Origin of the sequence: Dactylosporangium sp. NPDC049525 (genome assembly GCF_040676755.1) — a bacterium.
Taxonomy (GTDB): Bacteria; Actinomycetota; Actinomycetes; order Mycobacteriales; family Micromonosporaceae; genus Dactylosporangium.
Map to the genome: position 1 here is coordinate 88757 of NZ_JBFAPO010000018.1, position 12989 is coordinate 101745.

Sequence of the window (12989 nt, forward strand, 5' to 3'; positions counted from 1 at the left end):
GACGGCTCAGGCGCTCGGATCGCCGCGAACCGAGGATGGTACGGGTCGAGGAGAAAGGGAGCCTGTCGTGACGTTCGTGCGGCAATGGGTGCTTCGCGTCAGCAGCTTCGGTTTAACCTGGTTGTACGCGATCTACCGGGTCCATCCGGCGGTGTGGCGGCTGATGGCCCGCAACTACCGGCCGTGGATGGCCCGCTTCGCCCGCCTGCACGCGTGGATGACGTGTCAGTTCGCCGCGATCGACGTGCCCGCCTACGGTGACTTCCTGCGCCGCAACGGCTGGCAGTTCCGCTGGTTCGACCTGAGCTCCTACCCGCCCACCGACAAACTGTCCTACGTGAAGGCGTACTCGCAGGAGCAGCGCTGCTGGCACGGCCGGTTCGAGATCGCCGGCAGTGTCGTGGACGAGTCGTCGGGTTCGTCGGGCCAGCCGTACAACTGGGTCCGCAGCCGCCGGGAGCTGCGCACGGTGCACAAGAACCTCGCCGGATACACGACGCTGGTGTTCCCGTCGAAGCGCCGGTTCGTCATCAACGCCTACTCGATGGGCGCCTGGGCGACCGGCACCAACACCGGCATCGCCATGGCCCGCGTGGCGATGGTGAAGAACACCGGTCCCGACCTCGACAAGATCATCGACACGCTGCGGCACTTCGGGCCCGGGTTCGACTACGTCATCACCGCGTACCCGCCGTTCCTGAAGCACCTGCTGGACAAGATGGACGCGATCGGCTTCGACTGGGCGCCGTACAAGCTGAGCGCGCTGGTCGGCGGCGAGGGCATGACCGAGGCGCTGCGGGACTACCTGGAGCAGCGGTTCACGAAGGTCCGTTCCGGCTACGGCGCCAGCGACCTGACCATCGGCATGGGCGGCGAGACCGACCTCACCGTGTGGCTGCGCCGCCGCCTGCGCACCGACCACCGGCTGCGGGCCGCGCTGCTCGGCGCCGACGAGCACCGGCTGCCGATGGTCTTCCAGTACAACCCGCTGGAGACGTACCTGGAGACCACCGCCGACAACGAGATCCTGTGCACCATCAACACCACCGCGGTGCTCAACCCGAAGGTGCGCTACAACATCGGCGACGAGGGCAAGCTGATGTCCTATGTCGAGCTGGCCGCGATCCTGAAGACCGACCCGGCCGCGTGGGCGCAGGCGCAGCGGGCGTTCGCCGTGGACCGGATGCGGCTGCCGCTGCTGTTCCTGTACGGGCGCAAGGACAGCACGATTTCGTACATGGGCGCCAACATCTACCCGCAGGACGTCGAGAACGGCCTGTACCAGGACAACCCGCTCGCGCACCAGATCCAGAGCTTCTGCCTGACCCTGGAGGAGCACAGCGACCTGGAGAGCCGGCCCGCGGTCAACATCCAGCTGCGCGAAGGCGTCCAGCTCGGCGAGGCCGAGCAGGAGAAGCTCGCCGACGTCTGCCGGCGCGGCGTGGTGCGCTACCTCGCCGAGGTGAGCCGCGACTTCGCCGAGTCCCTCGCGGAGGACCCGACCGCGGCCGACCTGCGTGTCCGCGTCCACGAGCACGGCGCGGGCCCGTTCGCCGCCAGCAACGGCAAAATCAAGAACGTCTACCTGGCAAGGAGCGCCGAGGCATGAGGACCACCGACTTCTCGAAGGTCCCGCCGGTGGGCCAGGCGACCGCGATGTTCGTCGGCGCCACCCGGTACCGGGGACCGCACTCGATCTTCATCCTCACCTTCACGTGGTTCAAGATGGTGCGCCAGATGCGCCGGCTGCCCGGGTACTGCTGGCACACCGTCTACTGGAACTGGCCGTTCACGCTCGGCACGATCGCGTTCTTCCGGGACCGGGACGCGCTGCTGCAGTTCGCGCGGACCAAACACCACCGCGACCTCATGTGCTGGATCACCGACAACGGCACCCGCAACGCCACCGGCGGCTACATCCGGCTCTACAACGCCGAGGACAGCGGCTACACCAACGGCGTCTGGCGGGCCGAGGGCAACACGATGGCCCACATCGACACCTACACGCCGCTGTCGCGGGAGACCGACGGCCCGAGCGTGCACCGGCGGCCGGCTTGAGCGTCCACGTCACCCCCGTGACCGACCGGGCCGGGCTGCGCGCCTTCTGCGACCTGCCGCTGCGGCTGCACCCCGCCGACCGGTACGTGCCGCTGGCCGACGCCGTCATCGCCGGCTGGCACCGGTCCGATTCGGTGGAGCTGTTCCTGGCCCGCGACGCCTCGGGTGCCGCCGTCGGGCGCACGATCCTGCACCGCAGCGCCAAGTTCGACGCCAAGCTCGGCCGCCGGCACCAGCTGTTCGGGCTCACCGAGTTCCGCGACGAGGAGACCGCCGCCGCCCTGTTCGACCTCGCGGCGGACCGCGGCCGCGACACCGACGCGCTCTTCGGCCCGGTCGGGCTGCTGCCCAACCAGACCGGCGGCGTCATCACCTCCGGCTTCGACGAGCGCGGCTTCATCGACTCGGCCTGGAACCCCTCCCACTACCCCTCGGCGTATGAGCGGCACGGCTTCACCCGCCGCTTCGAGGCCGACACGTGGCTGTGCCCGCAGTTCGACGCCGACCCTGCCGCGCTGTTCCCGTTCGACGACACGCGCCTGCGGTCGGAAGGTCTCGTCCTGCGCCACGGCTCGCGGCGCCGCTTCACGGCGCAGCTGCCGATCCTGCGGCAGATGCTCAACGCCTCCTTCGCGCAGCTGGGCTACTACACCGAGATCGACGCCGACGAGCTCGCCGCGCAGACCGACGGCCTGGCGTACCTGCTCGACGAGGCGCTGCTGCTGTGGCTGGAGAAGGACGGCCGGCCGGTCGCGTTCGTCGTCACCGTCCCGGACGTGTCGGAGTTCTTCATGAAGGTCCGCGGGCGCCTCGGCGTGCTCAACCAGCTGCGGCTGCTGCTGACCCGCGGCCGCTACCGCCGCGACGCCGTGCTCATCATCAAGGGCACCGTCCCCGGCGAGCAGGGCCGTGGCTACCTGACGCTGCTGTCCCGGGAGCTGTACCGCAACCTGCGCGCCGGCGGGTACCGTACGCTGCGCAGCACATACGTAGAGCGGGACAACCCGGCGTCGGCGTCGCAGTACCGGCGGATGGGTGGCCGCCCCCTGCACGGCTACACCTTCTACGAGCGGGGCGTGGCATGACCTGGGTCGATGCCTTCCGGGCGCACGAGGACGACTGCCGCCGCGCGCCGAGCGCCCACAACACCCAGCCGTGGCTGCTGCGCTCCACCGACGACACCGTCGACGTGCACTGGGACCCGGCCCGCGCCCTGCCGGACTCCGACCCGACCCGGCGGGACCTGTTCCTGTCCCTGGGCGCGTTCATCGAGACGAGCCTCATCGTCGCCGCCGCTGCCGGCCTGCCCGTGCGCGCGGACATCGCCGTCGACCACGCCGCGCAGCGAGCGGCCCGTTTCGTGCCGGCCGCTTCGGTGTACGACACCCCGTTCACCCTCACATCCGTGCACCAGCGGCGCTGCGCCCGGAGCGGCTACGTCCCCGGCGTGCTCGACCCGGCCGTCCTGGCCGCTCTGACCGCGCTCGGCGCCGACCTGCGCCAGGTGCCGACCCGGGATCTCGTCGCCCCGCTCGCGCAGGCGGACCGGTGGATGTTCGGCACGCCAGAGGTCGTCAGCGAACTCCGCGCGTGGATGCGACTGTCACCGAAGCATCCGCGGTATCACCTCGACGGCCTCACCGACCGCGCCATGGCGCTGTCCCGGGTCGAGGCCACCGGCCTGGCCGCGATGCTCGGACCGCGCGCCTACGCGGTCACCCGCCGCCTCGGCGGCCCGGCCCTGCTCGCCGCCGCCTCGAAGAGCCTGCTGCGGTATGACGGCAGCGTCCTCATCCTCGTCGGCAGCGCCGTCACCCCGGAAACGGTCATCGAGCACGGCCGCGCCCTCGTCAGGGTCTGGCTGGCACTGTCCGACCGCGGCCTGAGCGTCCACCCGCTGAGCCAGCTGCTGGACTGCACGGCCACCGCCACCCGGCTCGCCGAGCGACTCGGGCTCGCCCCGGACGAGTCGCCCCTCGCGGTGTTCCGCACCGGCCACCCCCTCGCCGAACCGGTCCGCTCCGCCCGCATCCCGGCCGCCCAGCTCTGACGGGCACCGCGCACAGCCGACGACGCCGGTGACGGTGATCTATGGCACGCGGGCGCGGGCGAGACAGCGGGAACGCGGCGCTTGCTCTAAGGTCGCGGGAATGTCATCGGGCGCCAGGGTCATGCAGATTCTGTTCATCATCGCCGGGATCATCAGCATCGGGATCGGCATGCTGGGATCAATGGCCGAGGGCGATGCCAAGACCAACGTCGAGTGGACGTGCTACCCGCCCACCCAGTCGACGCCGCAGCGGTGCACCGGCTCCAGCAACGCCGGCGGCGACCACGTCCCGGGCCAGTTCATCCTGGCCGGCATCGGGCTGGAGATCGCCGCGGCCGCCGTCGCCATCGGCGGCCGTCGCGACGCGGCCATGCCGCCGGTGCCGTTCGCGGCCCCCGCCCAGCCGATGTACCCGCCGCGGCCGATGGCGCCCGTCACCCCGGCGCCGGCGCCTCAGCCCGGCTGGCCGTCGGCCTGAGTTGAGGCCGTCAGCGCCGGAACGTCCCTGGCGTCGTCCCGGTCCAGGACCTCGAGCGCGGCCAGCAGGCGCTGGGTGTGCTCGGCGAAGTCGGCATACGGCACGCCGCTGCGCGTGACGAGCGCGGCGAACCGCTCCTCGAGCCGGTCCTGGATGGCGGCGACGAGGTCGTTGCCCTTGTCGGTGAGGCTGAGTCGCCGCCGGCGTCCCCCGCCGGGCTCGGGCTGGACGTCCAGCAGCCCATCGCCGGCGAGGACGGCGGTCATGCGGCTGACGGACGCCTCGGTCACGCCGAGGCCGTCGGCGAGGGCGCGCTGCGTGGACGCCCCCAGCCGGCCCACCAGGGTCAGCGCGAGGAAGCGCCGGTAGGACACGTCGTGCTCGGCGCGCAGCATCCGGTCGGCGATGCGCTCCAGGCGGGCGGTGAGCACGTGCAGGTCGAAACTCAGGCGGCGCTCCATGACGGTTATCTTAGCCTGCTAAGTTAGAACTGCAAGTCACTCGTGCGGCGGCGCCTGATGAGGCGCTCGGCCACGAGGAGGTTGATGATCCAGCCCAAGGTCTGGCCGATGGGGATCATCGACGTCGCGTGCTCACCGATCGAGCCGGCGTCCGGCCCGCCGAAGGGAACCCACGCCAGCAGGAGCAGCGGGACGAGGATGCGGGACGTCACCGCGAGGAACGTCAACGCGTAGTTGCGCGTCATCCAGTCCCGGTGGGCGACGAAGTCACGCCGGCGCGCCGCCCGGTACGCGAGGCCGCCCGTGACCAGCCAGAGCACGGCGGCGGCGGTCAGGCCGACCTGGGTCAGCGGGCGGCCCGACCACAGCGCCACCGGGATCGCGGTCAGCGCCGCCGGCAGCACCCCGCCGAGGAGGTAGATCCGGCCGAGCGTGCGGTGCGTCCGCCGCCGCGCCCGGACCGCCGCGACGAACTGCAAGGGTCCCGCCACCAGCGCCACCGCCGCGGTGAAGATGTGCACGACCAGCACGGCGTAGTACGTCCCGCCGCGCACCCCGAGCCTGCTGTCGTCGGCGTCGAGGCTGGTGTACGGGTAGCTCAGCACCAGCGCGAACCCGATCGCCACGATGAACATCAGCCAGGCCGCTCGTCTGCGCATGCCCTCAGCCTCGCGGACAGCGGGACGGTCCGGCGTCCACCTCCGGACGGCTCCGGCATACGAAGATCTTCGTAGGGCGGATCCGCGCCCGCGTGGACGCGCCCGGGCCGGCCGGCGGCGAGGCTGGCGGCATGCATGTGACTTCGCGAGTGGTGACGGTCGGCGGCCTGGTGCTCGGGGCGGCCGGCATCGCGATGCTGTGGGCGGCCGGGGTGGACTTCCCGGTCGCGGTGCCGCCGGGGATCGTGATCCTGCTGGCCGGCGCGATCTTCGTGAGCGTGGCGCGGTGGCGGTGGGCGCCCGCGGTCGGGGTGTTCCTCGGGCTGTTCGTCGCCGTCGGCTGGGCGATCAGCCCGACCGGCTGGCCGAACCTCACCGGGCAGCACGGGCCGAGCGTCGCCGCCGGCCAGGCGATCCAGCTCGCCGGGGTGCTGATCGCGATCGTGGCGGGGCTGCTGGCGCTCAGGCGTCCGGGATCGTCAGCCCGGCCCGCACCGCGAACACCACCAGTTGCGCGCGATCCCGGGCGTTGAGCTTCAGCATCGCCCTGCCGACGTGGGTGCGGACCGTCGCCGGACTGATGAACAGTTCGGCGGCGATCTCGTCGTTGGAGCGGCCGGTCGCCACCCACGCCACGATCTCCCGTTCCCGCCCGGTCAGCGTGTCCATCGCCGGCGCGGCGGCGCTGGTCCCGGGCACGCGGCGGCCGATCAGCTCGACCAGGCGACGGGTCACCGACGGCGACAGCAGCACATCACCGGCCGCCGCGGCCCGCACCGCGCGGATCAGGTCGGCCGGTTCGGCGTCCTTCAACACGAAGCCGCTGGCACCGACGCGGACCGCCTCCAGCACGTATTCGTCGGTCTCGAAGGTCGTCACCATGACGACCCGGGTGGCGGCGAGGTCCGGGTCACCGACGATCTCCCGCAGGACCTGCAGCCCGTCCGGTCCGGGCATCCGGATGTCGAGCAGCACCACGTCCGGTTTGGTCCGCCGGACGAGCGCCAGGGCCTCGTGCCCGTCGGCCGCCTCGCCGAGCAGGGCCAGATCCGCCTCCCGCTCGATCAGCACCCGCAGGCCCATCCGGACCAGGGCCTGGTCGTCGGCGAGCACGACGCCGATCATGCCGGCTGCCCGGGCAGCGGGAGACGCGCGCGGACCTGGAAGCCGCCGCCGTCGAGGCCGGCCGCCTCGAACGCTCCCCCGGCCGCTTCCACGCGCTCCCGCAGTCCGGCCAGGCCCCGCCCGTCCCCGGTCGCCCGTGATCCGACGCCCCGGTCGGTGACCGTGACGAGCACCGCGCCGGGTTCGCGGGCGACGTCGACGACGGCCTCGGTCGGCCCGGCGTGCCGGATGACATTCGTCAGCGACTCGCGAACCACCTGGTAGACGATGTCACCCGCGGCCGGCGGCAGGTCACCCGCGCCGCCCGTCAGCCGCACCGGGAGCCCGGCGGTCCGGGCCCGCGCGACCAGCGCCGCCAGGTCGGCGGTCCCCTCCGGCTGCGGCCGGCGTTCGTCCAGGACCTGGCGCAGGTCGCCCAGCGCGGCCTGCGCCGTGGCCCGGATGCCTTCGAGGGACGCGCGGACCTGCTCCGGCTGCTCGTCGAGCACTACCAGCGCGACGCCGGCCTGCATGGCGATCACCGCGAAGCCGTGCCCCGCGACGTCGTGGATCTCCCGGGAGATGCGGATGCGTTCCTCCAGTGCGGCCCGGGCCATCAGGTCGCCGCGCGCCCGCCGTTCGGCGGCCGCCCGCACGTGCAGCAGCGCACCGAGCGACCACGGCGCCGCCAGCCAGCACGCCGCCCACAGCACCAGGCCCAGCGCCGGCACGTCGAGCACCTCGATGAGCCGTGGCAGCACGGCGGCCACCGACGCCACCGCGGCGACGCCGGCCAGTGGCGCGGACACCCGGATCGGGCGGCGCCACGCGACCTCGAACATCGCCCAGCCGACGCAGAGCAGGGTCGGCCCGTACGGGTACCCGGCGAGCAGGCTCGCGGCGTTCGCCACCACGCTGATCGCGAGCGCGACGACGGGTGCGGCCCGCCGCCAGGCCAGCGCCGCCGCGGCCACCACGACCAACCCGATGCCCCAGGCGTCGAGGGTCCGTGCGTCGTGCTGCGACGTGCCGGTCTGCACGGCGAGCAGGACCGCCACCACCACCGCCGCGACCGCCGCCCCGACATCGCGACCGGCCGCCAGCCTCACCGACGCCACGCCCCAGCCTATCCGGCGCCGCCGAAGCCGGGTTGCACCACTGACGGCCGTGTATACGATGAGCCCGTGACGTACCCGGGGGGCGAACCAGAACCGCAGCAGCCGTATCAGCAGCCGCAGCAGCCATATCAGCCGCCGCCGTACGGCCAGCCGCAGCCTTACCAGCAGCCCTATGAGCAGCCGTACGCGCAACCACAGCCGTACCAGCAACCGCCCGGGCAGCCGCAGCCCTACCCGCAGCCGTATGAGCAGACGTACCAGCAGCCGATCTCGGGCCAGCCCTACGCCCAGCCCGGCCAGTACCCCAGCCAGTACCCCGGTCAGTACCCGCCCCCGCCCGGCTACGGGCCGCCGACCGGTGCGCTGCCGGTCCCGGCGGCCGGCGGCCAGCGGGGCGGCAAGTGGGCGCTCATCATCGGCGGCGGCGTCCTGGCGCTCATCCTGGTCGTCGTCGGCGGCTACTTCACCTTCCAGAAGGTGTTCGTGGACACCCCGACCGAGGTGGTCCAGGCGTTCTTCAAGGAGGCCACGAAAGCCCACCCCGACCCGGACGAGCTCGCCCGGTACGTGTGCAAGGACGAGGTCGACGAGATGAAGGAGGACTTCGCCGACACCGGGGACACCTCGTCCAGGACCTCCGTCGTCGACTGGCGCGTGACCGGCGAGTCGATCAGCGGCGACACCGCGAGCGTCTTCGCCGAGTTCACGATCAAGACCGCCGCCGGCCGCAGCTCCACCAACAACGTCACCGTAAAACTGGTCAAGGAGCAAGGGGACTGGAAGGTCTGCGCGTTCGACAACTGAACCGCGCCGGCTCAGCCGATCCGGTACTCCACGCCCGCGCGGGCCGGCCAGCGCACCCGGCACCGGCCCGCCGGTGCGCCCGCCACGACGGTCACGTCCACGGTGGCGCCGTCGCCGTCGAGCACCTTGGCCGGTAGTTCCAGCACCGGTGACGGCAGTTCCAGCACCAGTGACCCGGTCGCCCCGGCGACGACCCGCGCGGTCGACAGGTGCCCGGCGGCCCAGGACACGTCGACGCGATGACCGCCGCGGCACCGCACGCCACGGATCCGGCCGGTGTCCCAGGCGGATGGCAGCGCCGGCAGGAGGCTGACCGCGCCGGCGTGGCTCTGCACGAGGAGTTCGGTGATCCCGGCGGGGATGCCGAGGTTGCCGTCGATCTGGAAGATCCAGCCGCTGGGGCGGCCCGCGTCGGGGTGCAGCGTCAGCAGCGACGCGGAGCACAGCTCGCCGGCCAGCGCGGCGATGGACCGCTCGGCGAGGTCCGCGTCGCGGAGGCGGGCGGCGAGGCACACGACCCAGGCCCGGCTCCACCCGGTGTGGCCGGTGCCGTGCGCGAGCCTGGCCCGCAGCGCCGTGCCGGCGGCGGCGAAGTCGGCGGGGGTGCCGGTCTCCGTGATGCGGGTGCCGGGGTACAGGCCGTAGAGGTGCGACAGGTGCCGGTGGCCGGGCTCGCGGGGTGGACGGTCGTCGTACCACTCCAGCAGGCCCCCGTCGGCGCCGACCTGGACGGGGCGCAGCGCCGCGAGCGCGGCCGCGACCGCACCGGCGAGCGCGGGGTCCGGCCATCGTTCGAGCAGCGCCGTCAGCCGGGTCAGCACCTCCCTCGCGAGCTCCTGGTCCAGCGCACAGCCCCAGGACGTGGCGGCGTGCCCGCCGTCGCCGGTCAGGAAATGGTGCTCCGGCGACGTGGAGGGGCTGACGACCAGGGCGCCGGCCGGGTCGGCGACGAGCATGTCGAGGATGAACCTGGCCGCGGCCCGCAGCACCGGCAGCGCGACCGTGCGGGCGAACCGGGCGCCGGCGCCGTGCTCGAGGTGGTCCCAGACGTGCGCCGCCAGCCACGGCAGGGCCGACGGCCAGTTCGCCCACTGCGGGTCACCGGGCACCGGCGCGGTGAAGCGCCACAGATCGGTGTTGTGGTGCGCGGCCGCGCCCCGGGAGCCGTAGTACAGCTCGGCGGTGCGGGTGCCGGCGATCGCGAGGTCGCCGGTCAGGGTGAGCAGCGGCTCGTGCAGGTCCGCCAGGCCGGTGCTTTCCGCGGCCCAGTAGTTCATCTGCGCGTTGATGTTCGTGGTCCAGTTGCAGGACCAGCCGGGGCGCACGTCGGCGTTCCAGATGCCTTGCAGGTTCAACGGTTGGGTGCCGGGCCGGGAGCCGGCGATCAGCAGGTACCGGCCGAGGTGGAACAGCAGCTCCGCGTCCGCGAAGCCGGGCAGTTCCAGGTCGGCACGGTCGAAGCACCGCCGGTGGTCCGCAATGTGCCGCTGTTTCAGCGTCGCCGTCGGTACCGCGAGGGCCCGCGCGACGCGTGCGAGGGCGTCGCCCGCGATGGCGGCGAGGTCGGCGCTCGGGCGTAGGTGCGGCCCGCGGAACCCGGTGACGGCCGCGACGACGAGACGGGTCTCGCCGGCGGTGTGCCGCACGGCGGCGGCGACGGCGAACCCCATCCCGGCGGGCACGGTGCCGTCCGCGGCCGGATCGTCATCCGCGTAGGTGACGGCGGGCTCCGCGTCGACGTAGTTCGGCAGCACGTGTGCGGGGGCCCGGCCGGTCCAGACCAGGCAGGGTCCGGCGCCCGCGTCGACCACGCCGGCGGTGACCGGGTGCGGCGTGCGCAGCCGCGGCATGACGGTGTCCGCGAGGGTTCCGGGACCGGTCGCGGCGACGACGAGGACGTCGTCGGGGGCGGAGACGAACGCCGCCAGCCGCACCGGGCCGGAGGCGCTGTCGTAGCCGGTGCCGGCGACGGCGTCGGCGAGGTCGAGGCTGCGCTCATACCCGGTGACCTCCTCACCGGAGGCGTAGCACCACTCGAGGCGGCCGACCGGCTGATACGACTGGGTCCACGCGCCGCCCTGCAGCCGCCGGGCGAGCGCCTCGGCGGTGTGGTGGTCACCGGCGGCGACGGCCGCACGCAGCGCCGGCAGCAGCCGCGCCGGCAGCGGACCGTCCACAGGGGACGACGGCAGCGGGCCGCCGGACCAGAGGGTGTCGGCGTTGAGGTCGAACCATTCGCGGCCGGGCCGCCCGTGCAGCATGGCGCCGAGGCTGCCGTTGCCGAGCGGGAACCCGTCATGGAACTCGCCGGCCGGCGCCGCGCGCTCGATCCGGTGCCGGGTCACGGGTGCGCCTCCCGGCGGATCTCGACCCGGCCGGTGTCGTGGTGCAGCAGGAACACCAGCCCGCCGCGGCGGACCGCCTCCACGTCCGGGGGCAGGTCCGGCAGCACCGGCGCGACGCCCGTCTCGGCGCAGACCCGCCGCAGCAGCCGGCGCATCGCGTCAGGTGCCGGCAGGGTGGCGACGTACCAGGCGGTCCCGGTGCCGTACGTGTTGCGCAGCACGACGGGCCGGTCGTGCAGGGGCCCGCCGCGGACGGCGGCGACCGTGTCCGCGCCGCGCGACACCGTCCACTCGGCCCACGTCGTGGCGGTGAAGTCGCCCAGCGACGCCGAGGCGACGTCGAGCAGCTCGCCGTCGGGCAGCGGCCAGTGCTCCTCGACCCGCACGCCGAGCAGGTCCTGCCACGGGCCGGGCCAGCCGCCGGTGTACACGCGCTCGTCCGGGTCGGTGATGCCGCTGAACGGGCCGACGACCAGGGTGCCGCCGGCCTCGACATAGCCGGTGAGGTTCGCCGCGGCGGCCGGGGTCACCTGGTACAGGTTGGGCACCACGACCAGCCGGTAGCGTGACAGCGGGCCGCCGGCGGGGGCGAAGTCGCAGGTGACGTTGTCCCGCCACAGCGGCGCGTAGTAGTCCAGGAGCCGGTCGACGTAGCGGAACCCTTCGTGCGGCTGGTGCTCCAGCTCGACGGCCCGCCACGCGTCCCAGTCCAGGACGAACGCCACGTCGGCCGGCACCCGCGCACCGACCACTTCGGACAGTCCGGCGAGCTCTGCGCCGAGCGCGCGGATCTCGCGGTGCACGCGGGAGTCGGGTCCGGCGTGCGGCACCATCGCGCCGTGCGCGCGTTCGGCGCCCTGCCGGGAGGCGCGCCACTGGAAGTGCAGGACGCCGTCGGCGCCGCGGGCGACGGCCTGCATCGACCACAGCCGGTTCAGGCCCGGCCGTTTCGGGGTGGCCACCGGCCGCCAGCTGGCCGCGCCGGGTGACTGTTCGGCGAGCAGCCACGGCCGGCCGCCGCCGAGGGACCGCATGACGTCCTTGGACATGGCGGCGCGCATCGCGGCGTCGGGGTCGTTCGGGTCCGGGTAGGTGTCCAGCGACACCAGGTCCTCGGCGGCGGCCCACCGCCAGCCGTCGGTGTACCGGTAGCAGTCCATGAAGTTCGTGGTGACCGGCACGCCCGCGTTGTGGGCGCGCACGGCGTCGCGTTCGGCGGTGAAGCACTCCAGCAGCATGGCGTCGCAGAAGCGTTGGTAGTCCAGGTCCTGCGACGGGTTGATGACGTACTGGACCCGCCGGGGCGGCAGCACCTCGGCCCAGTCGCCGTAGCGTTGCGACCACACGGCGGTGCCCCAGGCGGTGTTGAGGCCGTCGAGGTCGCCGTAGCGCCGGCTCAGCCAGCCGCGGAACCGCTCGGCGCAGTGTCCACAGTGGCAGGTGGTGCCGTATTCGTTGCCGATGTGCCACAGCCGCAGCGCCGGGTGGTGGGCGTAGCGGGCCGCGACCGCGTCGGTGATCGTCAGTGCCGCCTGCCGGTACGCCGGCGCGCACGGGCAGTACTGGTTGCGGGAGCCGTACAGCCGCCGGATCCCGTCGGGGCCCTGCGGCAGCGTGTCGGGATGGCGGTGACCGAGCCACGGCGGCGGGGACGCGGTGGGGGTGGCGAGGGCGACGCCGATGCCGCCGTCGTGCAGCAGGTCGAGGACGGTGTCGAGCCAGTCGAACGTGAAGGTGCCCGGCGCCGGTTGCAGCGCCGACCACGCGAACACGCCCACCGTCACGAGGTTGACGCCGGCGTCGCGCATGAGCCGCACGTCGTCGTCCCACACGTGCGGCGGCCACTGCTCGGGGTTGTAGTCGCCGCCGTACAGCAGCCGCCCCCGCGTCACGTCCTGCAGTCCCGGCACCG

Annotated in this window: 13 protein-coding genes; 7 read left to right on the forward strand and 6 right to left on the reverse strand. The window is 73.2% G+C overall.

From position 1 onward, the window contains the following. The first annotated feature begins 67 nt into the window (after positions 1–67). The 5 genes from AB0K00_RS25510 to AB0K00_RS25530 all read left to right on the forward strand — a co-directional run bounded on the left by AB0K00_RS25510 (position 68) and on the right by AB0K00_RS25530 (position 4586). Positions 68–1609, forward strand: coding sequence for a phenylacetate--CoA ligase family protein (locus AB0K00_RS25510; protein WP_363524313.1), 1542 nt, complete (start codon positions 68–70; stop codon positions 1607–1609). Then, a complete protein-coding gene (locus tag AB0K00_RS25515; protein WP_363524316.1) occupies positions 1606–2058 on the forward strand; it encodes a DUF4188 domain-containing protein in 453 nt (150 codons plus the stop codon). Before AB0K00_RS25510 ends, AB0K00_RS25515 begins: the two co-directional genes overlap by 4 nt. Continuing rightward, on the forward strand, positions 2055–3143 hold the full coding sequence (locus tag AB0K00_RS25520) for a hypothetical protein (RefSeq protein WP_363524319.1): 1089 nt from the start codon (positions 2055–2057) through the stop codon (positions 3141–3143). The genes AB0K00_RS25515 and AB0K00_RS25520 overlap by 4 nt, the downstream gene beginning before the upstream one ends. Next, a complete protein-coding gene (locus AB0K00_RS25525) occupies positions 3140–4108 on the forward strand; it encodes a hypothetical protein (protein WP_363524322.1) in 969 nt (322 codons plus the stop codon). Before AB0K00_RS25520 ends, AB0K00_RS25525 begins: the two co-directional genes overlap by 4 nt. 121 nt (positions 4109–4229) lie before the next feature. After that, a complete protein-coding gene (locus AB0K00_RS25530; protein WP_363524325.1) occupies positions 4230–4586 on the forward strand; it encodes a hypothetical protein in 357 nt (118 codons plus the stop codon). Here the strand turns inward: AB0K00_RS25530 and AB0K00_RS25535 are convergent. Together AB0K00_RS25535 and AB0K00_RS25540 are read right to left on the reverse strand one after the other, a co-directional pair. Next, positions 4562–5047 (reverse strand): MarR family transcriptional regulator, encoded by a 486-nt coding sequence (locus AB0K00_RS25535; RefSeq protein ID WP_363524327.1) that lies wholly within the window; start codon positions 5045–5047, stop codon positions 4562–4564. The genes AB0K00_RS25530 and AB0K00_RS25535 overlap by 25 nt on opposite strands. A 23-nt stretch (positions 5048–5070) precedes the next feature. Then, complete coding sequence (locus AB0K00_RS25540; protein WP_363524330.1) at positions 5071–5706, reverse strand: DUF2306 domain-containing protein; 636 nt, start codon at positions 5704–5706, stop codon at positions 5071–5073. 131 nt (positions 5707–5837) lie between these two features. On the opposite strand from AB0K00_RS25540, the gene AB0K00_RS25545 reads away from it, so the two are divergent. After that, positions 5838–6239 (forward strand): hypothetical protein, encoded by a 402-nt coding sequence (locus tag AB0K00_RS25545; protein ID WP_363524333.1) that lies wholly within the window; start codon positions 5838–5840, stop codon positions 6237–6239. On the opposite strand, the gene AB0K00_RS25550 is transcribed toward AB0K00_RS25545, so the two are convergent. Both AB0K00_RS25550 and AB0K00_RS25555 read right to left on the reverse strand, forming a co-directional pair. Then, the gene (locus AB0K00_RS25550; protein ID WP_363524335.1) at positions 6169–6831 is read right to left on the reverse strand and encodes a response regulator transcription factor; all 663 of its coding nucleotides are present in this window, start codon (positions 6829–6831) and stop codon (positions 6169–6171) included. The two genes, AB0K00_RS25545 and AB0K00_RS25550, sit on opposite strands and share 71 nt — an antisense overlap. Further along, complete coding sequence (locus AB0K00_RS25555; RefSeq protein WP_363524338.1) at positions 6828–7928, reverse strand: histidine kinase; 1101 nt, start codon at positions 7926–7928, stop codon at positions 6828–6830. The genes AB0K00_RS25550 and AB0K00_RS25555 overlap by 4 nt, the downstream gene beginning before the upstream one ends. Before the next feature lie 66 nt (positions 7929–7994). Between AB0K00_RS25555 and AB0K00_RS25560 the strand changes: the two genes are divergently transcribed. Next, positions 7995–8732 carry a hypothetical protein gene (locus tag AB0K00_RS25560; RefSeq protein ID WP_363524341.1) on the forward strand — a complete coding sequence of 246 codons (738 nt, stop codon included), beginning with the start codon at positions 7995–7997 and terminating at the stop codon, positions 8730–8732. Between the two features lie 11 nt (positions 8733–8743). On the opposite strand, the gene AB0K00_RS25565 is transcribed toward AB0K00_RS25560, so the two are convergent. Continuing rightward, a complete protein-coding gene (locus AB0K00_RS25565) occupies positions 8744–11077 on the reverse strand; it encodes a glycoside hydrolase family 95 protein (protein ID WP_363524344.1) in 2334 nt (777 codons plus the stop codon). Next, positions 11074–12987, reverse strand: coding sequence for a beta-galactosidase (locus tag AB0K00_RS25570; RefSeq protein ID WP_363524346.1), 1914 nt, complete (start codon positions 12985–12987; stop codon positions 11074–11076). Before AB0K00_RS25570 ends, AB0K00_RS25565 begins: the two co-directional genes overlap by 4 nt. Positions 12988–12989 lie beyond the last annotated feature (2 nt).